The 23,329-nt window shown below is 57.0% G+C and carries 23 protein-coding genes and 1 tRNA gene; 12 read left to right on the forward strand and 12 right to left on the reverse strand.

The annotated features are described in order from the left end of the window. The first annotated feature begins 82 nt into the window (after positions 1 to 82). Genes HMPREF1257_RS03700 through HMPREF1257_RS03710 form a run of 3 tightly spaced genes read left to right on the forward strand, consistent with a single transcriptional unit; the run spans position 83 to position 3,113 of the window. Positions 83 to 1,390, forward strand: a complete 1,308-nt coding sequence (locus tag HMPREF1257_RS03700) for a DEAD/DEAH box helicase (protein WP_023022290.1) — start codon at positions 83 to 85, stop codon at positions 1,388 to 1,390. A gap of 31 nt (positions 1,391 to 1,421) precedes the next feature. Beyond that, on the forward strand, positions 1,422 to 2,270 hold the full coding sequence (locus tag HMPREF1257_RS03705) for a hypothetical protein (protein WP_023022288.1): 849 nt from the start codon (positions 1,422 to 1,424) through the stop codon (positions 2,268 to 2,270). A gap of 48 nt (positions 2,271 to 2,318) precedes the next feature. Next, complete coding sequence (locus tag HMPREF1257_RS03710) at positions 2,319 to 3,113, forward strand: vWA domain-containing protein (protein WP_023022286.1); 795 nt, start codon at positions 2,319 to 2,321, stop codon at positions 3,111 to 3,113. Between the two features lie 60 nt (positions 3,114 to 3,173). On the opposite strand, the gene HMPREF1257_RS03715 is transcribed toward HMPREF1257_RS03710, so the two are convergent. The 5 genes from HMPREF1257_RS03715 to secA2 form a co-directional block, all read right to left on the reverse strand. Continuing rightward, positions 3,174 to 3,737 carry a MerR family transcriptional regulator gene (locus HMPREF1257_RS03715; protein ID WP_005282882.1) on the reverse strand — a complete coding sequence of 188 codons (564 nt, stop codon included), beginning with the start codon at positions 3,735 to 3,737 and terminating at the stop codon, positions 3,174 to 3,176. 146 nt (positions 3,738 to 3,883) lie between these two features. Continuing rightward, positions 3,884 to 4,477 carry a bifunctional nuclease family protein gene (locus tag HMPREF1257_RS03720; RefSeq protein ID WP_023022283.1) on the reverse strand — a complete coding sequence of 198 codons (594 nt, stop codon included), beginning with the start codon at positions 4,475 to 4,477 and terminating at the stop codon, positions 3,884 to 3,886. A 38-nt stretch (positions 4,478 to 4,515) separates the two neighbouring features. Further along, the gene (locus HMPREF1257_RS03725; RefSeq protein ID WP_034659152.1) at positions 4,516 to 5,262 is read right to left on the reverse strand and encodes a MerR family transcriptional regulator; all 747 of its coding nucleotides are present in this window, start codon (positions 5,260 to 5,262) and stop codon (positions 4,516 to 4,518) included. Between the two features lie 100 nt (positions 5,263 to 5,362). Then, entirely contained in the window at positions 5,363 to 5,797 is a 435-nt protein-coding gene (gene odhI / locus HMPREF1257_RS03730; RefSeq protein ID WP_023022279.1) for an oxoglutarate dehydrogenase inhibitor Odhl, read from the reverse strand. An 85-nt stretch (positions 5,798 to 5,882) separates the two neighbouring features. Further along, the gene (secA2, locus tag HMPREF1257_RS03735) at positions 5,883 to 8,174 is read right to left on the reverse strand and encodes an accessory Sec system translocase SecA2 (RefSeq protein WP_023022276.1); all 2,292 of its coding nucleotides are present in this window, start codon (positions 8,172 to 8,174) and stop codon (positions 5,883 to 5,885) included. A gap of 87 nt (positions 8,175 to 8,261) precedes the next feature. On the opposite strand from secA2, the gene HMPREF1257_RS03740 reads away from it, so the two are divergent. The 3 genes from HMPREF1257_RS03740 to HMPREF1257_RS03750 all read left to right on the forward strand — a co-directional run bounded on the left by HMPREF1257_RS03740 (position 8,262) and on the right by HMPREF1257_RS03750 (position 9,970). Beyond that, entirely contained in the window at positions 8,262 to 9,422 is a 1,161-nt protein-coding gene (locus HMPREF1257_RS03740; protein WP_023022274.1) for an alpha/beta fold hydrolase, read from the forward strand. Further along, positions 9,422 to 9,820 carry a YchJ family protein gene (locus HMPREF1257_RS03745; protein WP_023022272.1) on the forward strand — a complete coding sequence of 133 codons (399 nt, stop codon included), beginning with the start codon at positions 9,422 to 9,424 and terminating at the stop codon, positions 9,818 to 9,820. The genes HMPREF1257_RS03740 and HMPREF1257_RS03745 overlap by 1 nt, the downstream gene beginning before the upstream one ends. A gap of 76 nt (positions 9,821 to 9,896) precedes the next feature. Beyond that, positions 9,897 to 9,970: transfer RNA gene (locus HMPREF1257_RS03750), tRNA-Pro, on the forward strand. A gap of 59 nt (positions 9,971 to 10,029) precedes the next feature. On the opposite strand, the gene HMPREF1257_RS03755 is transcribed toward HMPREF1257_RS03750, so the two are convergent. After that, complete coding sequence (locus tag HMPREF1257_RS03755; protein WP_023022271.1) at positions 10,030 to 10,599, reverse strand: cadmium resistance transporter; 570 nt, start codon at positions 10,597 to 10,599, stop codon at positions 10,030 to 10,032. A gap of 96 nt (positions 10,600 to 10,695) precedes the next feature. Here HMPREF1257_RS03755 and HMPREF1257_RS03760 point away from each other — a divergent pair, with 96 nt between their 5' ends. The 4 genes from HMPREF1257_RS03760 (at position 10,696) to HMPREF1257_RS03775 (ending at position 14,208) form a co-directional block, all read left to right on the forward strand. Continuing rightward, the gene (locus HMPREF1257_RS03760) at positions 10,696 to 11,622 is read left to right on the forward strand and encodes an ABC transporter ATP-binding protein (RefSeq protein ID WP_023022269.1); all 927 of its coding nucleotides are present in this window, start codon (positions 10,696 to 10,698) and stop codon (positions 11,620 to 11,622) included. 84 nt (positions 11,623 to 11,706) lie between these two features. After that, positions 11,707 to 12,462, forward strand: a complete 756-nt coding sequence (locus tag HMPREF1257_RS03765) for an ABC transporter permease (RefSeq protein WP_023022267.1) — start codon at positions 11,707 to 11,709, stop codon at positions 12,460 to 12,462. Continuing rightward, the gene (locus tag HMPREF1257_RS03770; RefSeq protein ID WP_023022265.1) at positions 12,462 to 13,598 is read left to right on the forward strand and encodes a sensor histidine kinase; all 1,137 of its coding nucleotides are present in this window, start codon (positions 12,462 to 12,464) and stop codon (positions 13,596 to 13,598) included. Before HMPREF1257_RS03765 ends, HMPREF1257_RS03770 begins: the two co-directional genes overlap by 1 nt. After that, positions 13,591 to 14,208 carry a response regulator transcription factor gene (locus HMPREF1257_RS03775; protein WP_023022263.1) on the forward strand — a complete coding sequence of 206 codons (618 nt, stop codon included), beginning with the start codon at positions 13,591 to 13,593 and terminating at the stop codon, positions 14,206 to 14,208. The genes HMPREF1257_RS03770 and HMPREF1257_RS03775 overlap by 8 nt, the downstream gene beginning before the upstream one ends. Before the next feature lie 127 nt (positions 14,209 to 14,335). Here HMPREF1257_RS03775 and HMPREF1257_RS03780 read toward each other — a convergent pair whose 3' ends face one another. Continuing rightward, positions 14,336 to 14,533 (reverse strand): antitoxin, encoded by a 198-nt coding sequence (locus tag HMPREF1257_RS03780; protein WP_023022261.1) that lies wholly within the window; start codon positions 14,531 to 14,533, stop codon positions 14,336 to 14,338. Positions 14,534 to 14,694: 161 nt separating this feature from the next. Here HMPREF1257_RS03780 and HMPREF1257_RS03785 point away from each other — a divergent pair, with 161 nt between their 5' ends. Continuing rightward, on the forward strand, positions 14,695 to 15,945 hold the full coding sequence (locus HMPREF1257_RS03785; protein WP_023022257.1) for a site-specific DNA-methyltransferase: 1,251 nt from the start codon (positions 14,695 to 14,697) through the stop codon (positions 15,943 to 15,945). On the opposite strand, the gene HMPREF1257_RS03790 is transcribed toward HMPREF1257_RS03785, so the two are convergent. From HMPREF1257_RS03790 to HMPREF1257_RS03800, 3 genes are all read right to left on the reverse strand, one after another. Next, a complete protein-coding gene (locus HMPREF1257_RS03790; protein ID WP_369707579.1) occupies positions 15,942 to 16,715 on the reverse strand; it encodes a PHB depolymerase family esterase in 774 nt (257 codons plus the stop codon). The two genes, HMPREF1257_RS03785 and HMPREF1257_RS03790, sit on opposite strands and share 4 nt — an antisense overlap. Before the next feature lie 203 nt (positions 16,716 to 16,918). Continuing rightward, the gene (locus tag HMPREF1257_RS03795; protein WP_023022253.1) at positions 16,919 to 18,661 is read right to left on the reverse strand and encodes an ABC transporter ATP-binding protein; all 1,743 of its coding nucleotides are present in this window, start codon (positions 18,659 to 18,661) and stop codon (positions 16,919 to 16,921) included. Beyond that, the gene (locus HMPREF1257_RS03800; protein ID WP_023022251.1) at positions 18,661 to 20,094 is read right to left on the reverse strand and encodes an ABC transporter ATP-binding protein; all 1,434 of its coding nucleotides are present in this window, start codon (positions 20,092 to 20,094) and stop codon (positions 18,661 to 18,663) included. The genes HMPREF1257_RS03795 and HMPREF1257_RS03800 overlap by 1 nt, the downstream gene beginning before the upstream one ends. A 37-nt stretch (positions 20,095 to 20,131) precedes the next feature. On the opposite strand from HMPREF1257_RS03800, the gene HMPREF1257_RS03805 reads away from it, so the two are divergent. Continuing rightward, entirely contained in the window at positions 20,132 to 20,947 is an 816-nt protein-coding gene (locus tag HMPREF1257_RS03805; protein WP_023022249.1) for a class I SAM-dependent methyltransferase, read from the forward strand. Here the strand turns inward: HMPREF1257_RS03805 and HMPREF1257_RS03810 are convergent, their stop codons facing one another. Beyond that, a complete protein-coding gene (locus tag HMPREF1257_RS03810; RefSeq protein ID WP_023022247.1) occupies positions 20,948 to 22,333 on the reverse strand; it encodes an anaerobic C4-dicarboxylate transporter in 1,386 nt (461 codons plus the stop codon). It lies immediately after the preceding gene. 277 nt (positions 22,334 to 22,610) lie between these two features. Next, a complete protein-coding gene (locus HMPREF1257_RS03815) occupies positions 22,611 to 23,213 on the reverse strand; it encodes a GNAT family N-acetyltransferase (RefSeq protein ID WP_023022245.1) in 603 nt (200 codons plus the stop codon). Positions 23,214 to 23,329: the final 116 nt, after the last annotated feature.

The raw sequence follows: 23,329 nt of genomic DNA on the forward strand, positions 1-23,329 counted from the left end.
TTTCTCACTTGTACCGTAGCCCACCAATCGTGCGTCGGCCGATGCGGGATTTTGCGCGCCCACCAGTTAGAATTGCCCAACGATGACTACTTTTGCCGAACTCGGCTTACCTCAGCGCGTGGTTCACGTTTTACACAACCAAGGAATCACGGAAGCTTTCCCCATCCAAGCCGCAGCCATCCCGGATGTACTCGCAGGCAAGGACGTACTTGGCCGCGGGCCTACCGGATCCGGAAAAACCTTTACCTTTGGGCTTCCCACATTGGCTCGATTGGCTGGCTCGGGCGCCTCTACCCCGGGCCAGCCCCGCGCGGTCGTGCTCGCCCCCACCCGCGAGTTAGCGACGCAGATCCAACAACGCCTCGATGAGCCCGCCGCCGCATTAGGGCTACGCGTCCTCGCCGTGGTCGGCGGCGTTAATATCAACCATCACATCCGCTCTCTGGCACGCCCAGTAGACCTCTTGGTCGCCACACCTGGTCGCGCCCAAGATCTCATCGCCCAAGGGAAGTTGTCCTTCGACAAGGTACAGATCACCACTCTTGACGAGGCAGACCAGATGGCCGATATGGGTTTTCTTCCCCAGGTGCGCAAGCTTTTAAACTACACCCCGCCCACCGGTCAACGGCTGCTTTTTTCTGCGACCCTCGACGGGGACGTCAATAAGCTTGTCGAGCAATTCCTGCACGATCCCGTGGTCCACTCCACAGCTCCAGTTGCCGCGGCGGTGGAATCGATGTCGCACCACCTATTTTTCGTGGGCGATCGCCCCGCCCGCAATGAGGTGGTTATGCGCATCGCTGCGCGCGCAGGCAAGACCATCATGTTCATGCGTACCAAGCACGGCGTGGACAGGCAGGTAAAAAAGCTTCGGCGTGCCGGCATTAACGCCTATCCACTGCACGGAGATAAGGGCCAGGGGGCGCGCAGCCGCGCCATTTCTGGCTTTGCCGATGGCTCCATTCCAGTCCTCGTAGCCACCGATATTGCGGCGCGCGGCATCGATATTGCAGACGTTTCCCTCGTCGTCCACGTGGATCCGCCTGCAGAACACAAGGCCTACCTGCACCGCGCAGGGCGTACGGCGCGCGGCGGCGCAACAGGCACGGTGGTTACCTTGGCCACCGATGAACAGCGCTCAGAGGTAGCTGCCCTCATCAAAAAGGCCGGTGTGCGCGCTACCGAATACGATATTTCCCACCGCGAAAACCCGGCCGGTGCCCCTGAGCTGCGCACGGTCACCGGCGCCCGCAAGCCGCACGGACCGGCACTTCCGCCGCCGGGCCAAAACAGTTCTAACGGCTCGGGCCAGCAACAAAAGAAGCAGCCTCCACGCCAACAGAAGCGGCAGGTTGGAGGAGCTAAGAGGGGTAAGGGGCGGCGTCGCTAAGCGCCAGTGCAATAGAAAGGAGGATGTGCGCGTGCAGGTTTTATCTACCGCTGACTGGACCGCCCGCATAAATGAGCACGAGCGGCGGGCAGCGGACCGCCTGGAGAGGTTTCGCCATCCGGGCAGCTATCACCCGGTGTTTGATTTCCTTTTTGAGTACTACCCTGTCCGGCCGTCGCATCTAAAGCGCTGGCACCCGGGCATCGACACGGCACTCGAGGGTAATGCACCCCAGGCTAGCTGGCGCGATTACCACGAGACTGCGGACGGCATCACCGTGGACGTGGAGTCCTATATGCAACGCCGCGGAAGTTCCGTTGACTATATTTTGGATCTGCTGCGGCGCTCTGCCACCAACCCGGTGCACTTTGATTGCTTTGGTCTGCACGAATGGGCGATGGTTTACCACACCGATTCCCCACGCCATGATCTCCCGCTGCGCTTAGGCGCAGAAAGAACCAACCGGGTCGTTGATACTCATTCTCTAAAGTGCTCGCATTATGATGCGTTCCGTTTCTTTACCCCGCCCGCGCGTCCGCTCAATTTGACGGTTCTCAACCGTGAGGATCAACCGGCCAACGACCAGGCAGCCTGCGTGCACGTGACCATGGATCTTTATAAATGGGCGTGGAAGCTCGGCCCCTTGGTCCCAGGTGATCTCTTCCTCGATTGCCTGGATCTGGCTATCGATGCCCGCATCCTTGACATGGAGGCCTCTCCGTATGATTGCCGTAATTGGGGCCTTGGGGTAGTTCCTATTGAAACACCAGAGGGCAAAGCGACGTATGTCAACCGTCAACGGGGCCTCGCGCAGCGAGCCCAACCACTGCGTGAGCGGCTTGTCGCAGTAATGGAAAAGGCTTATTGCCAGTTACACTAGATTAAACGCATCATGCGCTGGCTCGGGAGTTTTGGAGAAAGGCACTACATGGCACGGCACTCAAACGGGGAAAACAGATTCGCACTAGCCGGCTGGGTTATCGCGGTTATCATCATCGCAATCCTTGCCGTCATCGCACCGTTGATTTTCCTGTTGCGCGCTGGGGACGGGTCTGGAGAGCCTACAGCCGCAGATACCGCACACGAATCCTCTGTGGAAAACAACCCAGGAGGATCCTCCTCTCCTGGTGCGACGGACACCGGCGAAGGGGGCAAAGAAGCTTCCTCGTCCAGCGTAGACATGGTGCCCAATACTCTCCTGCTCGTTGATACTTCTGCGAATATGACCGCGATGTTTGACGCAACGCAACAAGCGCTATCTGGCACCGCAGAAAAACTGAGCGACAACAATAGTCAGGTTGCCTTGTGGAACTACTCGTCCCCCATTTCGGAGGCCGCGGCGGTGGGGTACCGCGACAACCTCGGATTCGGCGATGGCTCTGAGGTGTCGCAGACACTCGCGGCACTCGGCACCGGTGGTGTGCCGCAAACGCGCAGCGCTACAATCGCGGCACTGAATACCGCAGCGGATCAAGCCGTTGGCACCAACCAAAAGACACGGGTCGTCCTCGTTACGACCGGTACTGAGCTCGACATGGATGATGCCCAGTTTGCCGCCTCCCTTGACGGCGCGAAGTCAGACAACGTAGAGCTATCCGTTGTCCACGTGGGCCCAGGGGAAGTCGATGAACAGCTAAAGGACGCTGCTGAAAAATTCACTAGTGTCGATGCAGGCACCCAGGAGGACCTCAACGCCGCGGTGGATAAGGCCGCTGGGGTTTAAACAAAAAAGTTCTCCCTCCACCCCCGTGAGCTGGGGTGGAGGGAGAACTTTTAGGAAGACTTAGGAGCTCTTGCGGTTGCGGCGAGCGGCAAGCTCATCGAGGCCAACCACATTGTCATCGGGCAATTCCTCGATGCGCTCTGCAGGGAACGACGTAATTGTGCCGGACAGTTCCTTCAAGATTCCCGGCACTGCGATGCCGAAGACACCCTGACCGCCGGCGAGAAGGTCAATGACCTCATCATTGGAGCGGCACTCGTACACGGTGGTGCCATCAGAGACGAGGGTGAGCTCCGCCAAATCATTGACGCCGCGGTCATGCAACGATTCCACGGCCAAGCGGATATTTTGCAGGGAAATACCGGTGTCGAGCAGGCGCTTGACAATCTTGAGGACCAAAACGTCCTTGAAAGAATATAGGCGCTGCGAGCCCGAGCCGCGGGCGGTGCGAATGGAGGGATTGACCAAGTTGGTGCGTGCCCAGTAGTCCAACTGGCGGTAGGTGATGCCAGCAACTTGGCAGGCGATGGGCACGCGGTACCCCACTTCTTCGTCCGGCCCCACATCAAAGAGGGATTCTTGGACGTACTGGGACTCGGACTGAGTGTCCTCGGTGATGCTCACGTAATTACTCCAATGGGGTTTGTTGGAAGCTCTAAAGATCAATTAAATGCCAAGCGCACACCCCCGTCAAGCGGTGCTTGCTTAACCTTCGAGTACAACTTTAGACTTTAAAAACCACATTGTCACCATTAGTCACACGCGTGTCATTAATTTTTTCCGTCTTCTTCCCCCGTGTGGAAATCGGATTCATCCATGCCAAGGCTGCGCATCATCTCTTCAAAATCGGCATCGGCCTGCGCGTTTCCAGATGCAGAGGTGCTTTCCCCGGCGGAAGTGGCATCGCTATCTCGCCCCTCCTTGGTGGGGGTAGGAAGTTCAAGGTCGAAGTATTCCTTAATGTCCTCCTCGCTGGCGAAAACGGATACCTGCGCCAAGAGCGCAGACTCGGCAACAATGGGAACCTTAAAGTGGTCAGCTACCGCCAAGGCATCGCTCAAGCGGGCATCAAAAACCTCGCCTTGCGTGGTCTGAATATCCACCATGAAGGTGCCTTGATGGTGGTTGACAATCTCGATGGCTTCAACTCCACCTGCAGCCTCCAGGACCTCACAGAGAAGATCGTGAGTCGTGGGGCGATTTGGGTGCTGGTCAGAAAAAACAGCGGCCAATTGAATTCCGTCTACGGCTGAAAGCCAGACGGGAATGAGGCGATTCTCTTCGGGCCAACGCAGCAGCGCGCAGATATCATCTTCTGGCCCAAGCTGGTGAATGCCGTGAAGTTCAAGGGTTACATCACTCATAGCTACCACTCTCCCACATGGGAGGTGGCCATGGTGAGTTAGCCGTTAAATTCGTGGCGCAAATCCGTCTTCACCAAGGTGGCATGCAAAGAAACGACCAGCGCCGTCATCTGCTGGGAGAGTTCTTCTGCCTGCTGGTGCGCGGTATCGGAATTCGAGTGCGCTACGGGGGCCGCGACCTGGGATATCAAGTCCGCTTGGCGGCGTGCGCTATTGCGCAGGGACTTCAGCTGGCTAGCGCTAAAGCCGAATGCCTGCAGCGCTACTGCTGCAGAGGCGATGGCCACGTCGTCCGTATTGAAAAATCCCGCGGCGTCCGGCTTAATGAGCTTGTCCTTGATAAAGGTGGCAATATCCGCCTCGGATGCTCCGGCTTGCTCTGCTACCTCGGCATCGGTCAGGCGTGTTACCGCGGGCGCCTTGAACTGCTGCGGGGACAGCAATGTCTCCGCATTGCCAGCAGAAACAATGGCGGTGACCTGGCCGGAATCCATTGCTTCCAGCTGCTCGCGGATGACCTTAAGCGGGGTGTAGTTATCCCGCTGGGTGGTCAAGATATAGCGCAGCCTATCCACATCTTCCTGCGTGAACCGGCGGTAGCCGGAGGCAGTGCGCTGGGGAGAAATCAGCCCCTCTGACTCGAGGAAGCGGATTTTAGACACAGTGACATCAGGGAATTGCTGATTCAGCGTTTCTAAGACCACGCCAATGGACATGGTCTTAGCCTTCTTCGTATTCGGGCTCTTGCGGCGAGCTGATGCCGCCGCGGATTCTGCTGCGCTCACTGTGTCTATCTCTTTAAAAGTGTCTCAGTAGTCGTTGGATATAAAAAGGAGACCAAACCGCTTTAACCGAGGACGGCAAAACGGTCTGTCTGCTGCGGTTTTAGTCCTGCTTGGTGATGAAGACGAGACGGAATTTACCGATCTGAATTTCATCTCCAACCTCGAGCACCTGCGAGTTGCGCGGTTCGCGGTTGACGTAGGTGCCGTTCAGGGATCCCACGTCTACTACCTCGAATTGGCCGTCATCATTCTTGCGGAATTCAGCGTGACGGCGGGAGACGGTGACATCATCCAGGAAGATATCTGCCTCTGGGTGGCGCCCTGCCGTGGTAGTGTCCTGGTCCAGCAGGAAGCGGGCACCGGCATTGGAGCCACGCTTGACCACAAGCAATGCCTGGCCATCCTCCAAGTTTTCCGTACCTACCGCAGAGGTTTCGGTTCCCTTGGTGCCATTTTCCATTTCCTTGAGCAGGTCAGCGCGGAATACAGAGGTGGTCTCCACCTGTGGTTCCGGGGTTCCGGTGTTCTCGCTCATTGTTACCTCCGGGGATTAGTTTTGAGTTACTTATACCAATAATAGCGACTCTTCCGAGTCTGTGATCTCTCAGTGGGCAATTATTTCACCGAAAAATATTTCCGATGCCGCTCAACACGGAATTTCCCTGCCCCGCAAGGGGGTTATCAGAAACCATATAGGTCCAAGTTGCGCTTGGACGGTTCAACCCAGAGTCTGCAAGGTGTGCCCCCTCGGCGTCAATAGGCACCTGCCTGAAGGTCTCTACCGCCTGATCGACTGCCCGTTGCGCTAAGTCCTTAAACTCGCGGACCGCAATGCGGTGATATTCGTCAATTGGGGTCTCGCGCGCGATGGCGCGCAAGTGGATGGATTCTCGCACATCATCGAGCAGCTCGAGATGATCGGCCCAGCCCATGTCGAGGTGATACAGCATGATCTCCCGCGCCGCCTGAATCCGCGCTACCTCTGGGAGATCCGCAAGCTCGCTCGCCCGCTCTGGGGCGCGCTCAGCTAGTTCCTGCCACGCTTGGTCTGTATCCAATAGCGCTGCACGGCGCTTATCGATGATGATGCGCTGATCCGCCAAGAGCTGGTTATACTTCCAGGTTTGGGCGTGAATTTCTAGCAATTGACCCTCTGTTACCCGCTGGCAATGTGCCACAAAGTCCTGCACCCGTTTGGATTCGATGAGCCCGCCAGGGCCAGGTTGCGCGCTGACCTTTTCCCCAGCACCGCCTTGTTGCACCACATCATCTTCCAGGGAGACGAAAAATAGGGCCAGGCCTGGGTCTCCTTGGCGCCCTGCACGCCCGCGCAGCTGGTTATCGAGCCGCGCGGTACGGTGCCGAGAGGTTCCGATCACGGCAAGGCCGCCGCGCTCGGCCACCTCATCGTGGTCGGCCTCATCGGCGCCGCCGAGCTTGATATCGGTACCGCGGCCGGCCATTTGTGTGGAGACAGTTACCCGCCCAATATCGCCGGCTTCGGCAACTATCTGTGCCTCTTCGCGGTCATTTTTGGCGTTAAGCACGTTGACTTCGATATCTCTATCGCGCAAGGCCTCCGCCAAATTTTCTGATTCCGCAACGTCTTGGGTTCCCACAAGCACAGGTTGACCAGCATCGTGTAGGCGGGCAATTTCCTCGACGATTGCCGCCGACTTCTCCCCTATGGTGGCAAAAATCCGATCCTGCTCATCAAAGCGTTGCAGTGGCTTATTCCGGTCGATAACAGAAACGTGCAGGTCATAAAACTGCCGCAGCTGGTCGGTGGCCTCTACCGCAGTACCCGTCATTCCGCAGACCAGCGGGTACCGGCGCATGAGTTCTTGCAGGGTAATCGTATCGAGGATGCGCCCGCCCTCAGAGACTTCCAAGCCCTCTTTGGCCTCTACCGCTGCCTGTAGCCCGTCGGGCCAGCGTTGTAGATCGGCGACGCGGCCCCGGGAGGCATCGATTAGCTGCAGCTTGCCATCCACCACGATGTAATGAATATCGCGAATCAACAGCGCCTTTGCGTGCAGCGCCAAGTTGACCTTGACCAGGACGGTGCCGATATTGTCCTCGGAATATAGGGAATCGATGCCGAGCTCTCGCTCTACGCGGGCTGCGCCGACATCGGTAAGCTGCACCGTGCGCCCGTCATCCGAGATGACGTACTCGTGGTTCTCCCGGAGGCGGGAGACCACATTGGTAATTTGCCCGGTGGGCGCTTCACCGGGGCGATTTCCGGCCAAGACCAGCGGCACGAGGGCCTCGTCCACCAAGACGGAATCGGCCTCGTCCACCAAGGCGACATCCCCAGGAGCCTGCACCGTCTGTGCACGTTCGGTGATCTGATTATCGCGCAGCAGGTCAAAGCCCAATTCATTGACGGGGGCGTAAATAATATTCTGCGCATAAGCCGCGCGGCGCTCATCCGCGCTCATGCCCTCCGTCACAGAAGCTACCTGAAGGCCAAAAAATTCCACGACGGGCCGCATCCATTCGGCATCGCGGCTGGCTAGGTAGTCATTGACCGTCACGACGTGAACGCGCTTTCCGGTCAGCGCGAAACCCGTTGCGGCCATCGCGCCGACGAGTGTCTTGCCCTCACCGGTAGCCATTTGAATGACATCGCCGGTAAGCAGTCGCAGTACCGCCTGCGATTGCACGGTAAATGGGTGCAGGCCCAGGGTGCGTTCGCACGCTACGGCCAATGCGCCCAGGAATTGTGCCTTGTCTGCGACCTCGCCGCCGCGCACCGCAGCGCGGGCGGCTTGGGCCACGGCAGCATCGTCGCTCTGCGCGAATTTCTCCGCGGCGGAGCGAGCTTCATCCACGATGGCCTTGGATTTCTTATCGTTTCGCTCGCTTTGCGAGCCCATCGCTTTCCAGAACCAATCGAATGCTCCCACGACAATTCCTCCTTTAGGGGCTGGCTGCCTACGACTCTAGTCAACCTCATCTGGCTTGGAACTTATGGGGCCGTTATTGTAGGTGCCATGCAATCCGTCAATGTTAAGCTGCCGTCCAGCCGAGGAACCGAGATGGCAGGAACCATCGACTTTCCTGATGCTCCCCCTCTCGCCTTCGCCGTCTTCGCGCATTGCTTTGCCGGCTCGCGCCATACTCCTGGCGCGGCCCGCACCTCGAAGCAATTAACGGAATTCGGTATCGCCACCTTGCGCTTTGATTTTCCCGGTTTGGGGCAATCAGAAGGCGAGTTCGCGGACACCACGTTTAACCAGAATGTCGACGATATCCGCGCCGCCGCGGACTGGCTAGAAGAACACTATTCCGCACCACAGATGCTCATTGGTCACTCCTTGGGCGGCGCAGCGGTGCTCAAGGCTGCCACGGCACTGAAAAAGATTCGCGCCGTGGCCACCATCGGCGCCCCCTTCGATCCCGCGCACTCCGTGCTGCACTACGCGGATAAGATCGGCGAGGTCGACGCTAATGGTGAGGTCGAGGTCGTTTTGGGCGGCAGGGCCCTGACCATTTCGCGCAAATTCCTGGAGGATTTGGCAGAAACCAATCCGGAAGAATATCTACCGCGGTTGCGCAAGCCCCTTTTGTCCCTGCATTCCCCCATCGATCAGACGGTGGGCATCGACAATGCGCAAAATATCTTCCGCATGACCCGCTACCCCAAATCCCTCGTCTCGTTGGATAAGGCCGATCACCTGCTCACCAAGCAGGGGACGGCTGCCCGCGCCGCTGATCTGATCGGTGCCTGGTCCCAGCAGTTTATTGTCCCCGACTATGAGCCCGAGGAAGTGGGCACGGATGCCGCCGTTGCCCGTCCCGCTACCGGCACCAAGTTCGGCGTCGTGGTGCGCCACAATGATCACCCCGTGACCGCGGATCGCACCAAAAAGGAAGGCGGCAAGGGTAAGGGCTTTACCGCAACCGGCCTGCTCATGTCGGCCTTGGCAGCTGCCTCCACCCAGGCCATCAAGGAGGCCGGCAAGAAGCTTGCGCTTGACGATGTCCACGTATCCATCACCCAGACCGGTACCACCTCCTTCGAGCGCCGCATCGAACTAAAAGGCTCCTTGAGCGATTCCGATATCGATGCATTGCGTGCGGCCGCACGCGATACCGACGTCGAGCGCATGGCCGCCGGCGCTACCATCACCGATATCGTGGACGCCAACTAATGGTGGCCCTCAACCCCATCGCCGGTTCCCGCCGCTGCCCCTGCACGAGCGGGCTGAGCTTTGGCGAATGCTGCGGCAAGTACCACGCCGGCGCCAAAGCTCCCACAGCCGAGGCCCTCATGCGTTCGCGGTTTAGCGCCTTCGTCAGCGGCGATGAGGCCTACCTCCTGCGCACCTGGGATCCGGTGACTCGGCCGGGCTCATTGGACTTGGCTGACTCCCCCATCAGGTTCTACCGCCTCGATATCCTCGATACCGAGCGCGGTGGCCTTGTAGACGATGAAGGCATCGTGGAATTTGAGGCCTTCTACAAGGGCGAGGCAGTGGGCTCCCAGCGGGAGCGATCGTCTTTCCGGCGCCTTAATGGCGCATGGGTCTATTCCACCGGCGAGCTTTAATGCAGGTCACGGCCTAGATTTCACTGTGGAATTATCCTGATGTAATCTAGGGCAGTCGCAACAAATAATGCGACGCCGGGCTATGGCGCAGTTTGGTAGCGCACTACACTGGGGGTGTAGGGGTCGCAGGTTCAAATCCTGTTAGCCCGACAAATTATCCCACGGCTATGGAGTAACTCCTCGGCCGTGGGATTTTCTGTATGCCTCGTCTACACCGCAAAAAGGATGGCAAGGCCTAATAGGATAAGCACCGTGGGAAATAACACGCTCTCCCACTTCTCTAGCGCTTCTGCTACGGCTGGCCGTGTGGCCACGAACTTCGCTACCGCTACAAGGCCGGCGACCAAAACGAGGAATACGATGCAGTACACCGCGATGTCTGAGGGCGAAGACGTGGTAAATACCGGCAGGTACACACCGATATTATCGCCGCCGTTGGCAAACGTGACCCCGGCTACCGCAGCGACACTGAGCTTCTTTCCAGAAACGTCATCGTCGTCTTCCCCGCGAAAAGCCTCCCAGGCTGCCCAGAGGCCAATGGCCAGGGGAATAAGCCCGAAAAAGCGAATCCAGTTTTCCGGAAGGATGGCGCTAAGTCCCAGACCAAGTGCCACGGAGACCGCGAGGATCCCTAAAAATCCCAGATATTGCCCCAAAAGAATGGCTTTGGTCGTGCCCTTCCTGCCCGCGCCACGGGCAAAGAATAGCGAGAGAACAACGATATCGTCGATATTGGTGACGATAAATAAGACGATTGCGGATGCGAGAGTAGTAATCACATAATCAGCTTAACGTATCCACCGATGACAATTGTCATGGAAACTTCGTGACACGACCCCTGCTATTAAAAGCGCAAACGTAGTTAAGTGCAAGACATGAAAACTACACGTATCCCTAACTCAGGTTCCTCAACAGCGATTGAGGTACGCGACGTAGAAAAAGTCTTCGCAGCGAACTCCTCGCATTCAGTGCGAGCACTGAATGACGTATCAGTCTCCATCGCCACCGGAGAAATCGTAGCGTTGTTAGGTTCCAACGGCGCTGGAAAGTCCACACTCATTGACCTTATCTTGGGCCTTACCGAACCTTCTTCCGGCGCTATTACAGTCCAAGGCAAAAGCCCCCAGGAAGCGATCAACAACACACAGCTAGCAGCGGTGCTCCAATCCGGAGGTCTTCTCCCTGACCTCACCGTAAGCGATACCTTAAAGATGATTTCCGCTACCTTTGCCCAGCCCCTAGACATTGGCGAGGTCGCACATCACACCAACTTAGAACCGATATTGTCTCGACGAGTGGGCAAGTGCTCCGGCGGCGAGCAACAACGTCTTCGTTTCGCGCTTGCGCTCCTGGGTGACCCACAGATACTCATCCTTGACGAGCCGACTGCCGGTATGGATCCAGGCGCTCGCCGGGATTTTTGGGCGTCCATGCAGCACCAGGCTGAGCTCGGGCGCACCATCTTCTTCGCGACACACTATCTCGAAGAAGCGGACAATTTTGCTGAAAGGATAGTGCTTCTGCACAAAGGGGAAGTTGTGGCCGATGACAAGGTAATTGACATACGTAGCCGCGGCGAGGTCCGAAGAATTACGGCCCAATTTGACGGCAGTATCCCTCCAATGAGTGCGCTACCAGGCGTTACCGAAATCACCCGCACTGGAGATCACATTCAAATGACTACCTCAGATTCGGATTCACTGGCCCGTCATCTTCTTAACCACACAGGCGCCTATGACCTCACCATTAGCGCTCATAGTCTGGAAAATACTTTCCTCGCTCTCACCGATGAGCACAACTAATCCAATTCTCCTCCCGCCAGCCCCCCCAAACGAAAGATTCCAACCATGTCTAATAGTTCCACCGCGCCTGCGTTGAGTAACACAATGCGTTTTGCTGGGTACAATTTCCTCCGGCTGCGCCGCAACCTCGCCCCGCTATTTTTCACCACCATTTTGCCGGTATTTTTCTATTTACTTTTCGGCACACTAATGGACTTTGGCAGCCTTCCTATTCACAACGGTAACTTTGCAGCTCTCCAAATGATCAGCATGGCCCTGTACGGTGGCGTCGCCGGTGCGGTGGGAGCCGCTGCTTCTTCAGTCACTGATGCTCGGTCCGGTTGGAGACGCCAACTAGCGGTTACTCCGCTGCGCCCTCACCAGATCCTCTGGGCGAATATCACATCCATAGCATTGCAAGCTCTGCTCCCCATTGCAGCAGTGTTTCTCACTGGTGCATTAACTAAGGCTGACATGGAGCCCCACCAATGGGTTCTGTCCTTTCTTGCGTGCGCTGTTGTCTCTATTCCCTTTGGCTTATATGGAATGATATGGGCACTTGCTTTACCGACGGATAACTCCGTGGCTATTGCTTCTTCCTCTATTGTCCTCCTGCTGTTCGCCGCCAATGTCTTTATCCCTCTATCTTCCTCACTTATGGCGTTTGGCCGCTTTACACCCCTTTTTGGCCCTGTCGTGTTGGCTCAATGGCCATTGGCAGAAGGGATGCAACTGCTCAATGATGCCGATGGCACGGTTAATCATTCCTTGTGGAGCGCGGGACTAAACTTCGCCGTATGGACCGCAATTTTCGTCGGAGCCTGCACAGCGCTGCTCCACCGCGACAAATCACGAATGTAATGGATTCATTCCACTCGCCTTTCAAAGGATTCGCTACAAATAATGCGGTGTTTGCCAGCGTTTGGCTTATATTTCTGCTCTTCAGCTTAATTCTCAATTTCGTTCAGCCTGGTGTGGACGCTACGCAGCGCCTAGGATCCACTGCCTGTGTTATCGCTTTCAGCGCCCTATATTTCTTCAGCTTTGGTTCGGTGACTTACTACCCGCGGGGCTGGAACTTACGTTATCGCTTGGCTGCTCGGTGGTCTGCCTTAGCGCTCATAGCGCTTATCGCCATACCCTTCTTTGGAGTTTATGCCACCACATTTGTGCCCTATCTAGCTGCATTCCTCGGGTTTCAATTACCACTGCGCCGGGCATTGTTATGGGTACTTCTTACCGGACTCGTAGTCACAGGTGCCTTATGGAGCGTCGATTCGCAGGACCTCTTAGGGACATTCATTGTGATATTCGGCTGGCCAATCTTGCTGGTGTTGCTAGGCACAATGTCTCAAAGAGAAGACTCGCGCACGGATTTAGAGCATCAACTCGATCTCGCTCGCCAACGCGAAGACATTGCCACCGACGTTCACGATTTGCTCGGTCACTCGCTTACCGTCATCAATTTAAAATCTGAGTTGGCACAGCGGTTAGTAGACGTAGATCCAACTCGAGCTCGAAACGAGCTTCAAGAAATTAGTGACCTCTCCCGTAAGGGTTTGGCAGAAGTCCGCTCCACAGTTACCCGGATGCGCATGCCGACCTTCGAAGGAGAAGTTCAGGCAGCACGGCGAGCGTTCGATACCACAGGGATTCAGGCGCATCTTCCTGCCAACGTCCGAGCCGTAGGACTTTATGACGCCGCCTTTTCCTGGGCCTTACGCGAGCTCACCACTAACGTTATTCGCCACTCGGGCGCAGAGCACTGCTGGGTAAGCGTAACCCAAAATAAGCTCCAAGTCGTAGACGATGGTTGCGGCTTCGATCCGAAAAAGCAGTACCAAAAGGGCGGACTGCAGGGTCTGCACAAGCGAATAGAGGACAGCGGTGGGAAGCTAATTATTATGAGGAAGGACAACCGCACCATAGCGCTGATTACTATGAATAGTGATACTGAGTTACTGCACTTAGACAATGAAGTGGAGTCCGATGGCTGAGACATCTCCACCCATCCGTATCCTTATCGCAGAGGATCAATCATTGGTTCGCGGTGCCCTTGTCGCTCTCCTAGCTACAGAACCAGATATCGAGGTAGTTGCTCAATGTGCAACGGGCAACGAGGTTGCGGAGCTCGTTGCCAAGCACAATGTGGAGGTAGCTCTACTCGATATTGAAATGCCTGGAAAGAGCGGTCTAGACGTAGCTGAAGAGCTCTCCGACAGTCCATGCAAATGCCTCATCGTTACTACTTTTGGCCGCGGCGGCTATGTAAAGCGCGCTATAGATGCCAACATCGCTGGGTTCATAGTCAAAGACACTCCACCAGAACAACTGGCGGAGGCAATTCGCCGAGTAAAGGCTGGGCTCCGGGTTATCGATCCTGCGCTGGCACGAGAGAGTCTTTTTACCCCGGACAACCCGCTCACACCCCGAGAACGAGAAATCGCACAGCTTTTATTATCTGGGGTGGCTTCCTCTGAACTGGCGCGCAAAGTGCATCTTAGTCCCGGCAGCGTACGCAACGTCGTGTCCAGTATCATGACAAAAACCGATGCAAATAACCGCTACGAGGCTGCTAGGAACGCCCAAACTCAGGGCTGGATTTAAAAAGCGCATTTTTCACTAGCCCAATCGGACCGCGTTTTCCAGAAAATCGGCCATAGACATAAACTTAAGCCCCGTTCCAGACAGGAGCGGGGCTTAAGCGATATTTAATTAGGAATTAGGGCAAGAACTACTTGTTCTCGTCATCACCGTCGTTATTGGTGCCGAGCTTGTCATCAATGACATCGCGGGCCTTGTCTACCTGGTCTGCCTTGTCTTCGCCCAGCTTGTCCTTGGCAAAGTCCTCGGCCTTGTCTAGACCTTCGTTGGTAACTTCCTGGCCCTTTTCGGAGTTCAGTGCTTCCTTTGCCTTGTCAAAGATACCCATTGCTAATCCTTTCGTTGTTTACTTCATCTAACCATTGCCGTGCTTGGCAACACTGCCCACGATAATGACACTGCCGAGACTTCGCCACCAAAGATAGCCAAAAGTTCTAAAGTGATAGCGTTAATGAGATCAATGACCAGCTCGCACGGAAAAGACAGAAAATGACGCACACTAGCCCTGGTGCAGACTGCAACGCCGCGGAATTCTTTGGGTTGGTATGGCCTGGCAAGCAAGCCGCGCGCGCTGCGGCGGAGACTCCCCTAGCCGCCGAGTTCGAGCTCGATGCTGCGTTAAGCAGCTCTACCACCTCGCCCAATAGCATCCACGTGGCCGATAACCTGCCGGTTCTACAGCACTGGGTTTCCACGGGCGAAACCTTCAATGTCATCTACATCGACCCGCCGTATAACACCGGCCGGGACTTTGTCTATCGCGATAATTACCGCGCGCGGCGAGAGGTAAATTCCGGCAGCTATGCCCAGTGGCACGCCGAGTGGCTGTCCATGATGTTGCCACGGCTCATCCTGGCCCGGCGAATTCTGGCGGAGAACGGCTTTATATTCGTCTCCATTGGAGAGGACGAAGCTGCTAATACCCGCAAGGTTTTAGACGAGGTTTTTGGCGAGGGCTGCTATGCCGGGCAATTCATTTGGAAAAAGGCCGGCACTGGGAAAAACGATTCCAAGTATGCGGTGGTAGAACACGAATACATCCTCTGCTATGCCAAGAACCCGGACAACCCCGGATTCAATGTAGATTCTGAAGGCTATAAGAGCACCAAATATAACCACGAGGATGAACGCGGCAAATACTCCTTGGTGCGCTTAGATTCTAAGACTCTGGGGTATCTGCCATCGCTTGATTTTCCCATTTCCTCTCCCGATGGCACGCAGCACTGGCCGGACCAACCGGCTGGCCAGAGCCAAGTAGCGCGCTGGCGCTGGGGCAAGGATATGGTGGAAAAGCGCTACGATGAGCTGGTCTTTCGGCGCGGATTCGTCTACACCAAGAACTATCAAAAAGCAGGGGCTCGGCCGCGATCCATCCTCGATGGGCAGAGGTTTGGCGTAACGCGCACCGGACGCCGCGACGCAGAGGACGTCATGGGTGTAGAAGGAATCTTTGAGTTCCCCAAGCCGGTACGCCTTATCAAGCACCTCATCGCCATTGGCGGTGGGGACGATGCCCGGGTACTCGACTTTTTCGCAGGCTCAGGCACCACGGCGCAGGCGGTCATCGACCTCAACCGGGAAGACAATGGCGAGCGCAGCTTTCACCTAGTACAAATTCCAGAGACCACCGCCCCGGACAGTTCGGCGCACCGGGCAGGATTTTTAAGCGTCGCGGATATTTGCGTAGAGCGCGTGCGATCCGTGCCTGGGGCCTCTTTCCGGGCCTACCGCGCAACCTAGGTTTCGCGGGTACCGTCAGGCCTGCCCGGGATGCCGAAGAAGTCCAAGACGCGGTCAGTGGCGAAGAATTGTCCTACTTCATTATTTTTGTCTCCAAGACCACCCGGCCACACGTGGGACCCGCCGCCGATGCGGATATGCTCCAGCGGTGCGGAGCAGCCCCGCCAATGCATGTCGAGGGCATTATTGACCAAGCGGTTGGTTTCTACCTTCTCCGAGCATTTATTGCGCTTGCGGTCCTGCTCTAGGACAGATTCAACGGAGAAATACTTGGTCTTGTGCCGAGTTCCGCCGTGATAGCCCACGACGGGATCATCGGTGCCGTGCATATCGAGGCGCCCTACCGGTTCATGGGCGCAATCTTTCAGAATATCTTCGTAATATGCAGCGGAGATAGTGGCAACCGAATGGAAGATGCCGGGCATTTGACAGGCCAAATAGGCTACGAAGCCACCGCCATTGGACATGCCGGTGGCAAAAAGCTGCGAATCATCAACGTTATAGGTCGCACGCAGGGAATCGAGGATGTCAAGAACGAATTTTTTGTCTTCGCTCCCGCTGGTTTTCGCGTATGGCGCGGGGCTCCACGCTTTCTCTTTTCCCGCGGGAAATACAGTAATGGCTTGTGCCGCATCAAGGCGGGAATAGTCGCGCAAGTTTTCCGCTGACTGCCCCCACCCGTGAAAAGCCATTACAACAGGCCACTCTTTTTGTGCCGTATAACTTTTAGGCACGCTGAGAATAAATGAGCGCCCGGACGGCAGGTTAATCGTCGAATACGATCCCGGTTCTGGACCACTGAGCGGCGCAGAGGTAGGAATCCCGAGCTGCGAGGCAGCCGACCCGTGCGATTGCGTGCTTTCGCTGCGTACCGCCGAGTCCGATTCTTCCTCATTATTTGCGCATGACACGCCCAGCGCCGCCACGCAGCACAAGACTGCGGTGCTCAACGTCGCGCGCACCGGCCTCCGTCTCATGATTTTCGTCCCTTCTGCCAAGCGGCCCATAACTGTTTATAGCGGCCCCCATAATTTAGCAGCTCTGCATGACTACCCTGTTCTACCACCCGGCCATTATCCATGACCACGATGGCATCGGCACGCGAGGCCTGGTCCAGGCGGTGCGCTACCACCAAGGCGGTTCGGCCCTCCATTACTGACTCTGCGGCGTCTTCTAAGGATTCAGCACCCACCGAGCCTGCTTCCGCCGTGGCTTCGTCCAATATGATGATACGCGGATCCAACAGTACGATTCGGGCAAGCGCCAATTGCTGCGCCGCCACCGGGGCCAACGGCATTCCTTGCGCGCCCACGATGGTATCGAGGCCTGCCTCCAGATCGAAATACCAGTCGGCCCGGACTTGGCGCAGCGCCTGCACCATTTCCGCATCGGTAGCCTGCGGCGCCGCGAGCGCAAGATCCTCGCGCAGACTCCCGGAAAAGACGTGCACCTCCTGGGAGACGAGGGCGAGGCGTTGGATACGCTCGGCATCGGAAAGCAGGGCAACCTCGACGCCATCGACAAGCACGGTGCCTTTATCCGGAACGCGCAAGCCCGCAAGCAACGCTGCCACGGTGGATTTTCCTGCCCCAGACGCCCCGACGAGGGCAACCGTTTCGCCCGGCTTAATCTTTAGGTTGACTCCCTCGATGGCCCAAGAGTTATCGCCATAACGGAAGGAAATATCCCGCATATCCACGCTGCCATCGCCCCTCGGTGCACCGCTATCCGGTACCGGTGCGGGCGGATCGATAACCACGCCAACGATGCGCGCCAGCGAAGCATACCCAGATTGCACTGTATCTAGCACGCGCATCAGCCCCATTAGCGGCCCGCGCAAGCGAATGAGTAATAACATCGCCGCGGTGACCGCGCCAACAGTAAGCGCATTGGCCTGCACCACCCAGAAGCTTACTGCCAAACCGCTGCCCAATAAGACCAGCTCAATGCCGGTGAGGTGGGCCTGGAGTACCATCATCGTCCGGCGCGCGTTATATCCTTCTTCCACCACACGCGTTGAAGCCGCGCCGATGCGATCGTGCATCGTCTTTTCCATGCGGAATGCGCGCACCGTATCCCTGCCGTGGATCGCCTCCAAAAGCCGGCGGGCGCGGTCCGCCATGGCGGCGCGCTCAGCGGCATACCGGTCAGGGGCGCGCCGCAGGTAATACCGGCCGGCTAAGAAATACAGCGGGGTCACGGCAACAATAACCACGAGGTATTGCCAATCCACCGTAAGTAGTGCCACTGCCGTTGAGGCAATGACAAAAATGGATTTCGCCAGCACGGGGACCGTTTCTGTAACCGCGGCGGATAGCTCCGCCACATCATCCGTTGAACGCGATACCAAGTCCCCAGTTCCGGCATCCTCGACGCGGTGCGTGGGAAGGCCGAGTGCCGTAGAGACCATATCCTCGCGCAGGGACGCAATAACGCGCTCGGTCAGCTGAGAGAGTACATAGAATCCCGCTGCCGAGAGTGCAGCAGATACTGCGGCGACCCCGATAAGCAGGGCTCCGAGGAGGGCGATGCTGGTGCCCGTCGTCACGGCATCGACAATCTTGCCGAGCAGGATCGCAATGCTGACATTGGCCGCTGCCCCGGCTATCAGGAACACCACGGCAATAACGGCGCGCCGGCGCGCGTGCGGAATGGCCGAAAGCTGCTGTGCCACAACCTTTCTTACCTGTGGCCAGGTGGCGGTGGGAAAACGCATTAGGACTCCACCCCCACTGCATGCCACGCGGGCGCCGATGTATAGACGATGGTGGGCTTATCCTTCCGGTAGTCCGCAACGCGGTGGGCTACCTCTTGTTCGGTAACGGAATCGACCGCCGTCGTGGGATCAGAAAGAATCAGCACCTCTGGATCCGCTGCAATGGCACGGGCAAGGGCGACTCGTTGCTGCTGGCCGCCGGACAGATTGTTTCCGCGCTCACCCACGGCGCGGTCAAGCCCACCGGGAATATCCGCGCCAGCAGCCACCTCTAGGGCCCGTGCGGCCGTATCCGCATCCGGATGGATATTGTCTTGTACAGTCCCGTCAAACAGCATGACCTCGTGTGGCACGACGATGAATTTTTCCCGGGGCAGCTCCCGTAGTTCTTCCGGAGCATGCCCATCGATCGCAGTCACCCCTGGCCGCAGCGCAGGAACCTGTGGCGCAGCGTCCTCGGGCAGGCCAGGCGCTCGCAGTAGGCCTACTATTCGCTGCGCACTCGCCTGCGCCGCGGCCCACCGGGAAGCGATATTTCGACCCAGCATGGTCATCGGGGTAATGATGAATTGGGTTAGGCCAATAATCATAATGAGCTCGCCAATGCTCATCTGCCCATTCAGCGCTAGGTAGCCAGCAGCAACGGCGACGGCGATGACATAGATCGAGCCCAGTGCCTCGGTAGAAGCATTCAATCCTGCCTGCGCCGCATTGGCCTCAACGGTTCGCTCGTAGGCGGCATCGGAATCACCCGCATAGCGCTTGCGCACCGTACCTATCGCACCGATCCCCTTAATAATGCGCAGGCCATGGACAATATCCGTCGCCGTCGCACTGGCGCGGCCCAATGCCGCTTGCCGGATACCAGAACGCTTGCGCAATGGACCAGCCGAGCGCAGCGTTCCCCACACCACGATGGGACCGCCGCATAAGATGGCCACTCCTAGCGGCAGATTCGCCCGGCTGGTCATCACCGCAACATAAATGATGGACGTAATCTCTGCCACCGGAAACACCGTCATCATCACGGCATTTTGTACGCGGGTCGCATCGGTAGAGGCAATGGCCAATAACTCTCCTGGCGTGCGTTTCGGCCCGCCCATCCCTTTGGAATCCATAATCCGATCCGTGATGGCCATGCGCACGTCGTGGCCGATGACCAGCATGCTGCGCGCGTTGAGCCCGCGGCCACACCACCCAGTGACGGTATTTACGGCGAAGGCTAGGACCAGAAGTGCAAGCCACCACCACAGTCGCCCTATCGATCCTTCCACCACCGCTTCATCGATGGCATAGCCCACGATGACCGGCGTTGTGCCGTTGAGCACGAAGGAGATAGCCATGCACACGGCCGCGGGGATGGTCATCCCAGGCCGGGAGAAGACAGTCTTCAGCAACCACCGCGGATCTGATGGTTCTGGAAGTGTTGCCATAACAAGCCATTCTAATTCCCGGTAGGTTAGATAGCCTATGTCGACTCGCCATCCCAACCCCCAGCACTTCCCCAGCTACCGCAACCCCTCTGCGAAGCAGAAGCCTACCTTCAGCACCGATCCCCAGCGCACCCAGGCAGCGCGCGCCTTCCACCACGGTGCACATACCTATCAGGATGTCCGCCCCCATTACCCGCCCGAGGTTGCTGAGCTCATCGCCGGCGCCCACCGCGTTGCCGATATCGGCGCCGGCACCGGCAAACTTACCGAGTCCCTCACCAATCCCACCGTGTTTGCGGTCGAGCCATCTCCAGACATGGCCCGCGTGCTCCACCACCGCCTAGACGTTCCCATCATCCGCGCCACGGCCGAGCACACCGCGCTTGCCGATGCCTCCCTCAACGCCGCCTGCCTCGCCCAAACCTGGCACTGGGTCGACGTTGCCGCCGCCTCCGCCGAGCTGGACCGCATCCTCGCGCCGGGCGGGCGCGTCCTTTTAGTGTGGAATACCCTCGACGTACACGCGGATCCCTGGATCCTTCGGTTAAGCCGCATCATGCACTCTGGCGACGTGCATAAGCCCGGCTTCTATCCGGAGTACAGAGCGCCTTGGACATTAGACCGCGAGCTCCGTCTGAGCTGGACCCACGAACTCACCCCAGAACAGCTCCACCAACTCATGCACACCCGTTCATACTGGCTAAGAAATAACGAGGACATCCACGAGCGCATGACCCACAACCTGAACTGGTACCTCTACGAACACATGGGCTTTTCTCCCGGGCAAAAACTACACATCCCGTACCGCACGGATGCTTTCGTGCTGGTACGGGAGGCGAAGTCTCGCGACTGATTACAGGAGAACCTGGGCCAAGAGGGAGCCGACCACACAGGAGGTAAATACGGAGATCGCTCCGGGGATAAGGAACGAGTGGTTGATGACGTATTTGCCAATTCGCGTCGTACCCGTGCGATCGAAGCCGATGCAGGCCAAGTCGGAAGGATACGTGGGCAAGATGAAGTAACCATAAGCCGCACCGTAGAAACCAACGATGACAGCCGGGTCAATGCCCAATTGCAAGCCAATGGGAGCAATTGCTACCAGTGCAGCAGCCTGCGAATTTACCAACTTGGACACAACTACCAACACGACGGCGTAGGTCCAAGGGGCCGCCTCAACGACAGAGCCCAAGTTCGTCTCCAGTGCATCGATGTGGGATTGGAAGAACGTATCTGCCATCCACGCAACACCAAAGACGGAAAATACAGCTGTCATGCCGGCCTTGAATACTGGCGTAGATGCAATCTTTTTAGTATCTACCTTGCAGCTAAGAAGGATGATGGCACCGGCGACGAGCATGACCATCTGGATGACTAGGTTCATGGATACAGGGCTCAGCTCGCCGTCATCACCAGGAACCAGTGGGCGCAGGAACTCGAAGGCGCCGAGGAGGACCACGCAGGCAATAGCGATGAGGAAGACGACTACCGAGCGCTTAGCCTCGCGGGAAAATTCCTTACCGATGAGCGAATCGGCGCTCTTATTGATGCTGGCGGCAAACTCTGGGTCTTTCATCCGCTCTTGGAAAGCCGGATCCTTGTCCAGGTCCTTTCCGCGACGCAGCGACCATAACGCAGCGAGAACAACACCGCATAAGGATGCGGGAAGCGCCACCGTAAGAATCTGCGGAATCGAATAAGCCTTGTCGATAGCTCCAGCATTTTCCGCAAGGATCGACGCAAGAGAAACGGTAGCCACGGACACGGGCGAAGCGGTAATACCCATCTGGGCCGAGGTCGAGGCCACTGCCATTGGACGCTCAGGACGGATGCCCTTTTTGAGCGCGATGTCTTCAATAATCGGAAACATGGTGTAGACCACGTGGCCAGTGCCGCACAGTACGGTAAGGAACCAAGTAGTCAGTGGTGCCAAAATGGTGATGCGCTCTGGATGAGCACGCAAGAACTTCTCTGCATGCTGCATCATCACTTCCAAACCTTGTGCTTGTTGCAGCGTGGCTGCGCAGCCGATAACGGCAATGATCGTAAGCATGACCGACACGGGGGGCTCGCCCGGTGCCAAGCCAAATACGAAGACCATCAGCATCAAGCCGATGCCAGAAATTAATCCTAGGCCGATCCCGCCATAGCGGGTGCCCAAAAGCAAAGCACTTAAAATGATTATGACTTGAAGCACGATAGCCAGGACTGAATCCGGGGCAATCACATTCGCTAACATGTCATGCCTTTCAAACAGAAAGTAAATGGTTGACAAGTTTTATCCTATCGGCGCCATAGTGCTTTCACCGAAGCGAAAAGGAGAGCGAAGTGTCACACCATTGTTGGTGACACTTTTGCTCTCCTAAGTGGTAAAATACCGGGTTAACCGGCGAAATTATGTAGTTTTGAGGCGCCCTGATGCCTCTACAGTGAGCTCCGGCTGTGCCGGCGAGACAAGCTCAACTACACCTCACGTGCCAACCCCGAAAGCTGTTGCGCACTTAGTTGTCGACTCCTCAGGCCTTGTCCTTCCCGGACTTTAATTCGACCTTGTACTGTAAGTGATTTTTCACTGCGGGCCACTCATGCCGCAGCACGCTGTACACGCAGGTATCTCTGACTAACCCGTTATCCAGTATCTGGTGGCCGCGAAGGATCCCGTCCAGATGCGCCCCTAGGGATTCCAACGCGCGGCGGCTTTCGCGGTTAAAGGAGTTGGTGGTGAAGAACACGGATAAGCAATCAAGCTGCTCAAATGCATGGCCCATGAGTGCCAGTTTGCAGTCTGCATTAACCGCAGTATTCTGCGCCGATTGCCTGTACCAGGTGTATCCGATTTGTGCGCGCCTGTTATCTAGGTCTAGGGCCTGATAGCCAGTCATTCCCACGGTAGCGCCGGCTGAATCAAATACCGTAAAAAGCTGCGATCCGTGGGAGTCATACCAAGAAATGCGTTCTTCCACGGCTTTTTCCATCTCGCTTGGTGATGGAACCTTGGTGTACCACCGCTTCCATAACTCCCCGTCCTGTACCGCCTCAGCTAGTCCAGGGGTATGGTCCACGCTCAACGCCTTGAGAGTGATATTTTGCCCGCGCAAGATCTCGATTTTCTGTGACACCGTATTTACCTTCTTGCTTTCTGGGCCTAAGCCAATGATCTAATGTCTTTCAAGCTTAGCTGCCAATGACACCGAGCGTAATGAGGTAGATAAAAAACAAGCGAAGCCCCACAAGT

This window comes from Corynebacterium sp. KPL1814 (assembly GCF_000478175.1).
In the GTDB taxonomy this organism is placed as follows: Bacteria; Actinomycetota; Actinomycetes; order Mycobacteriales; family Mycobacteriaceae; genus Corynebacterium.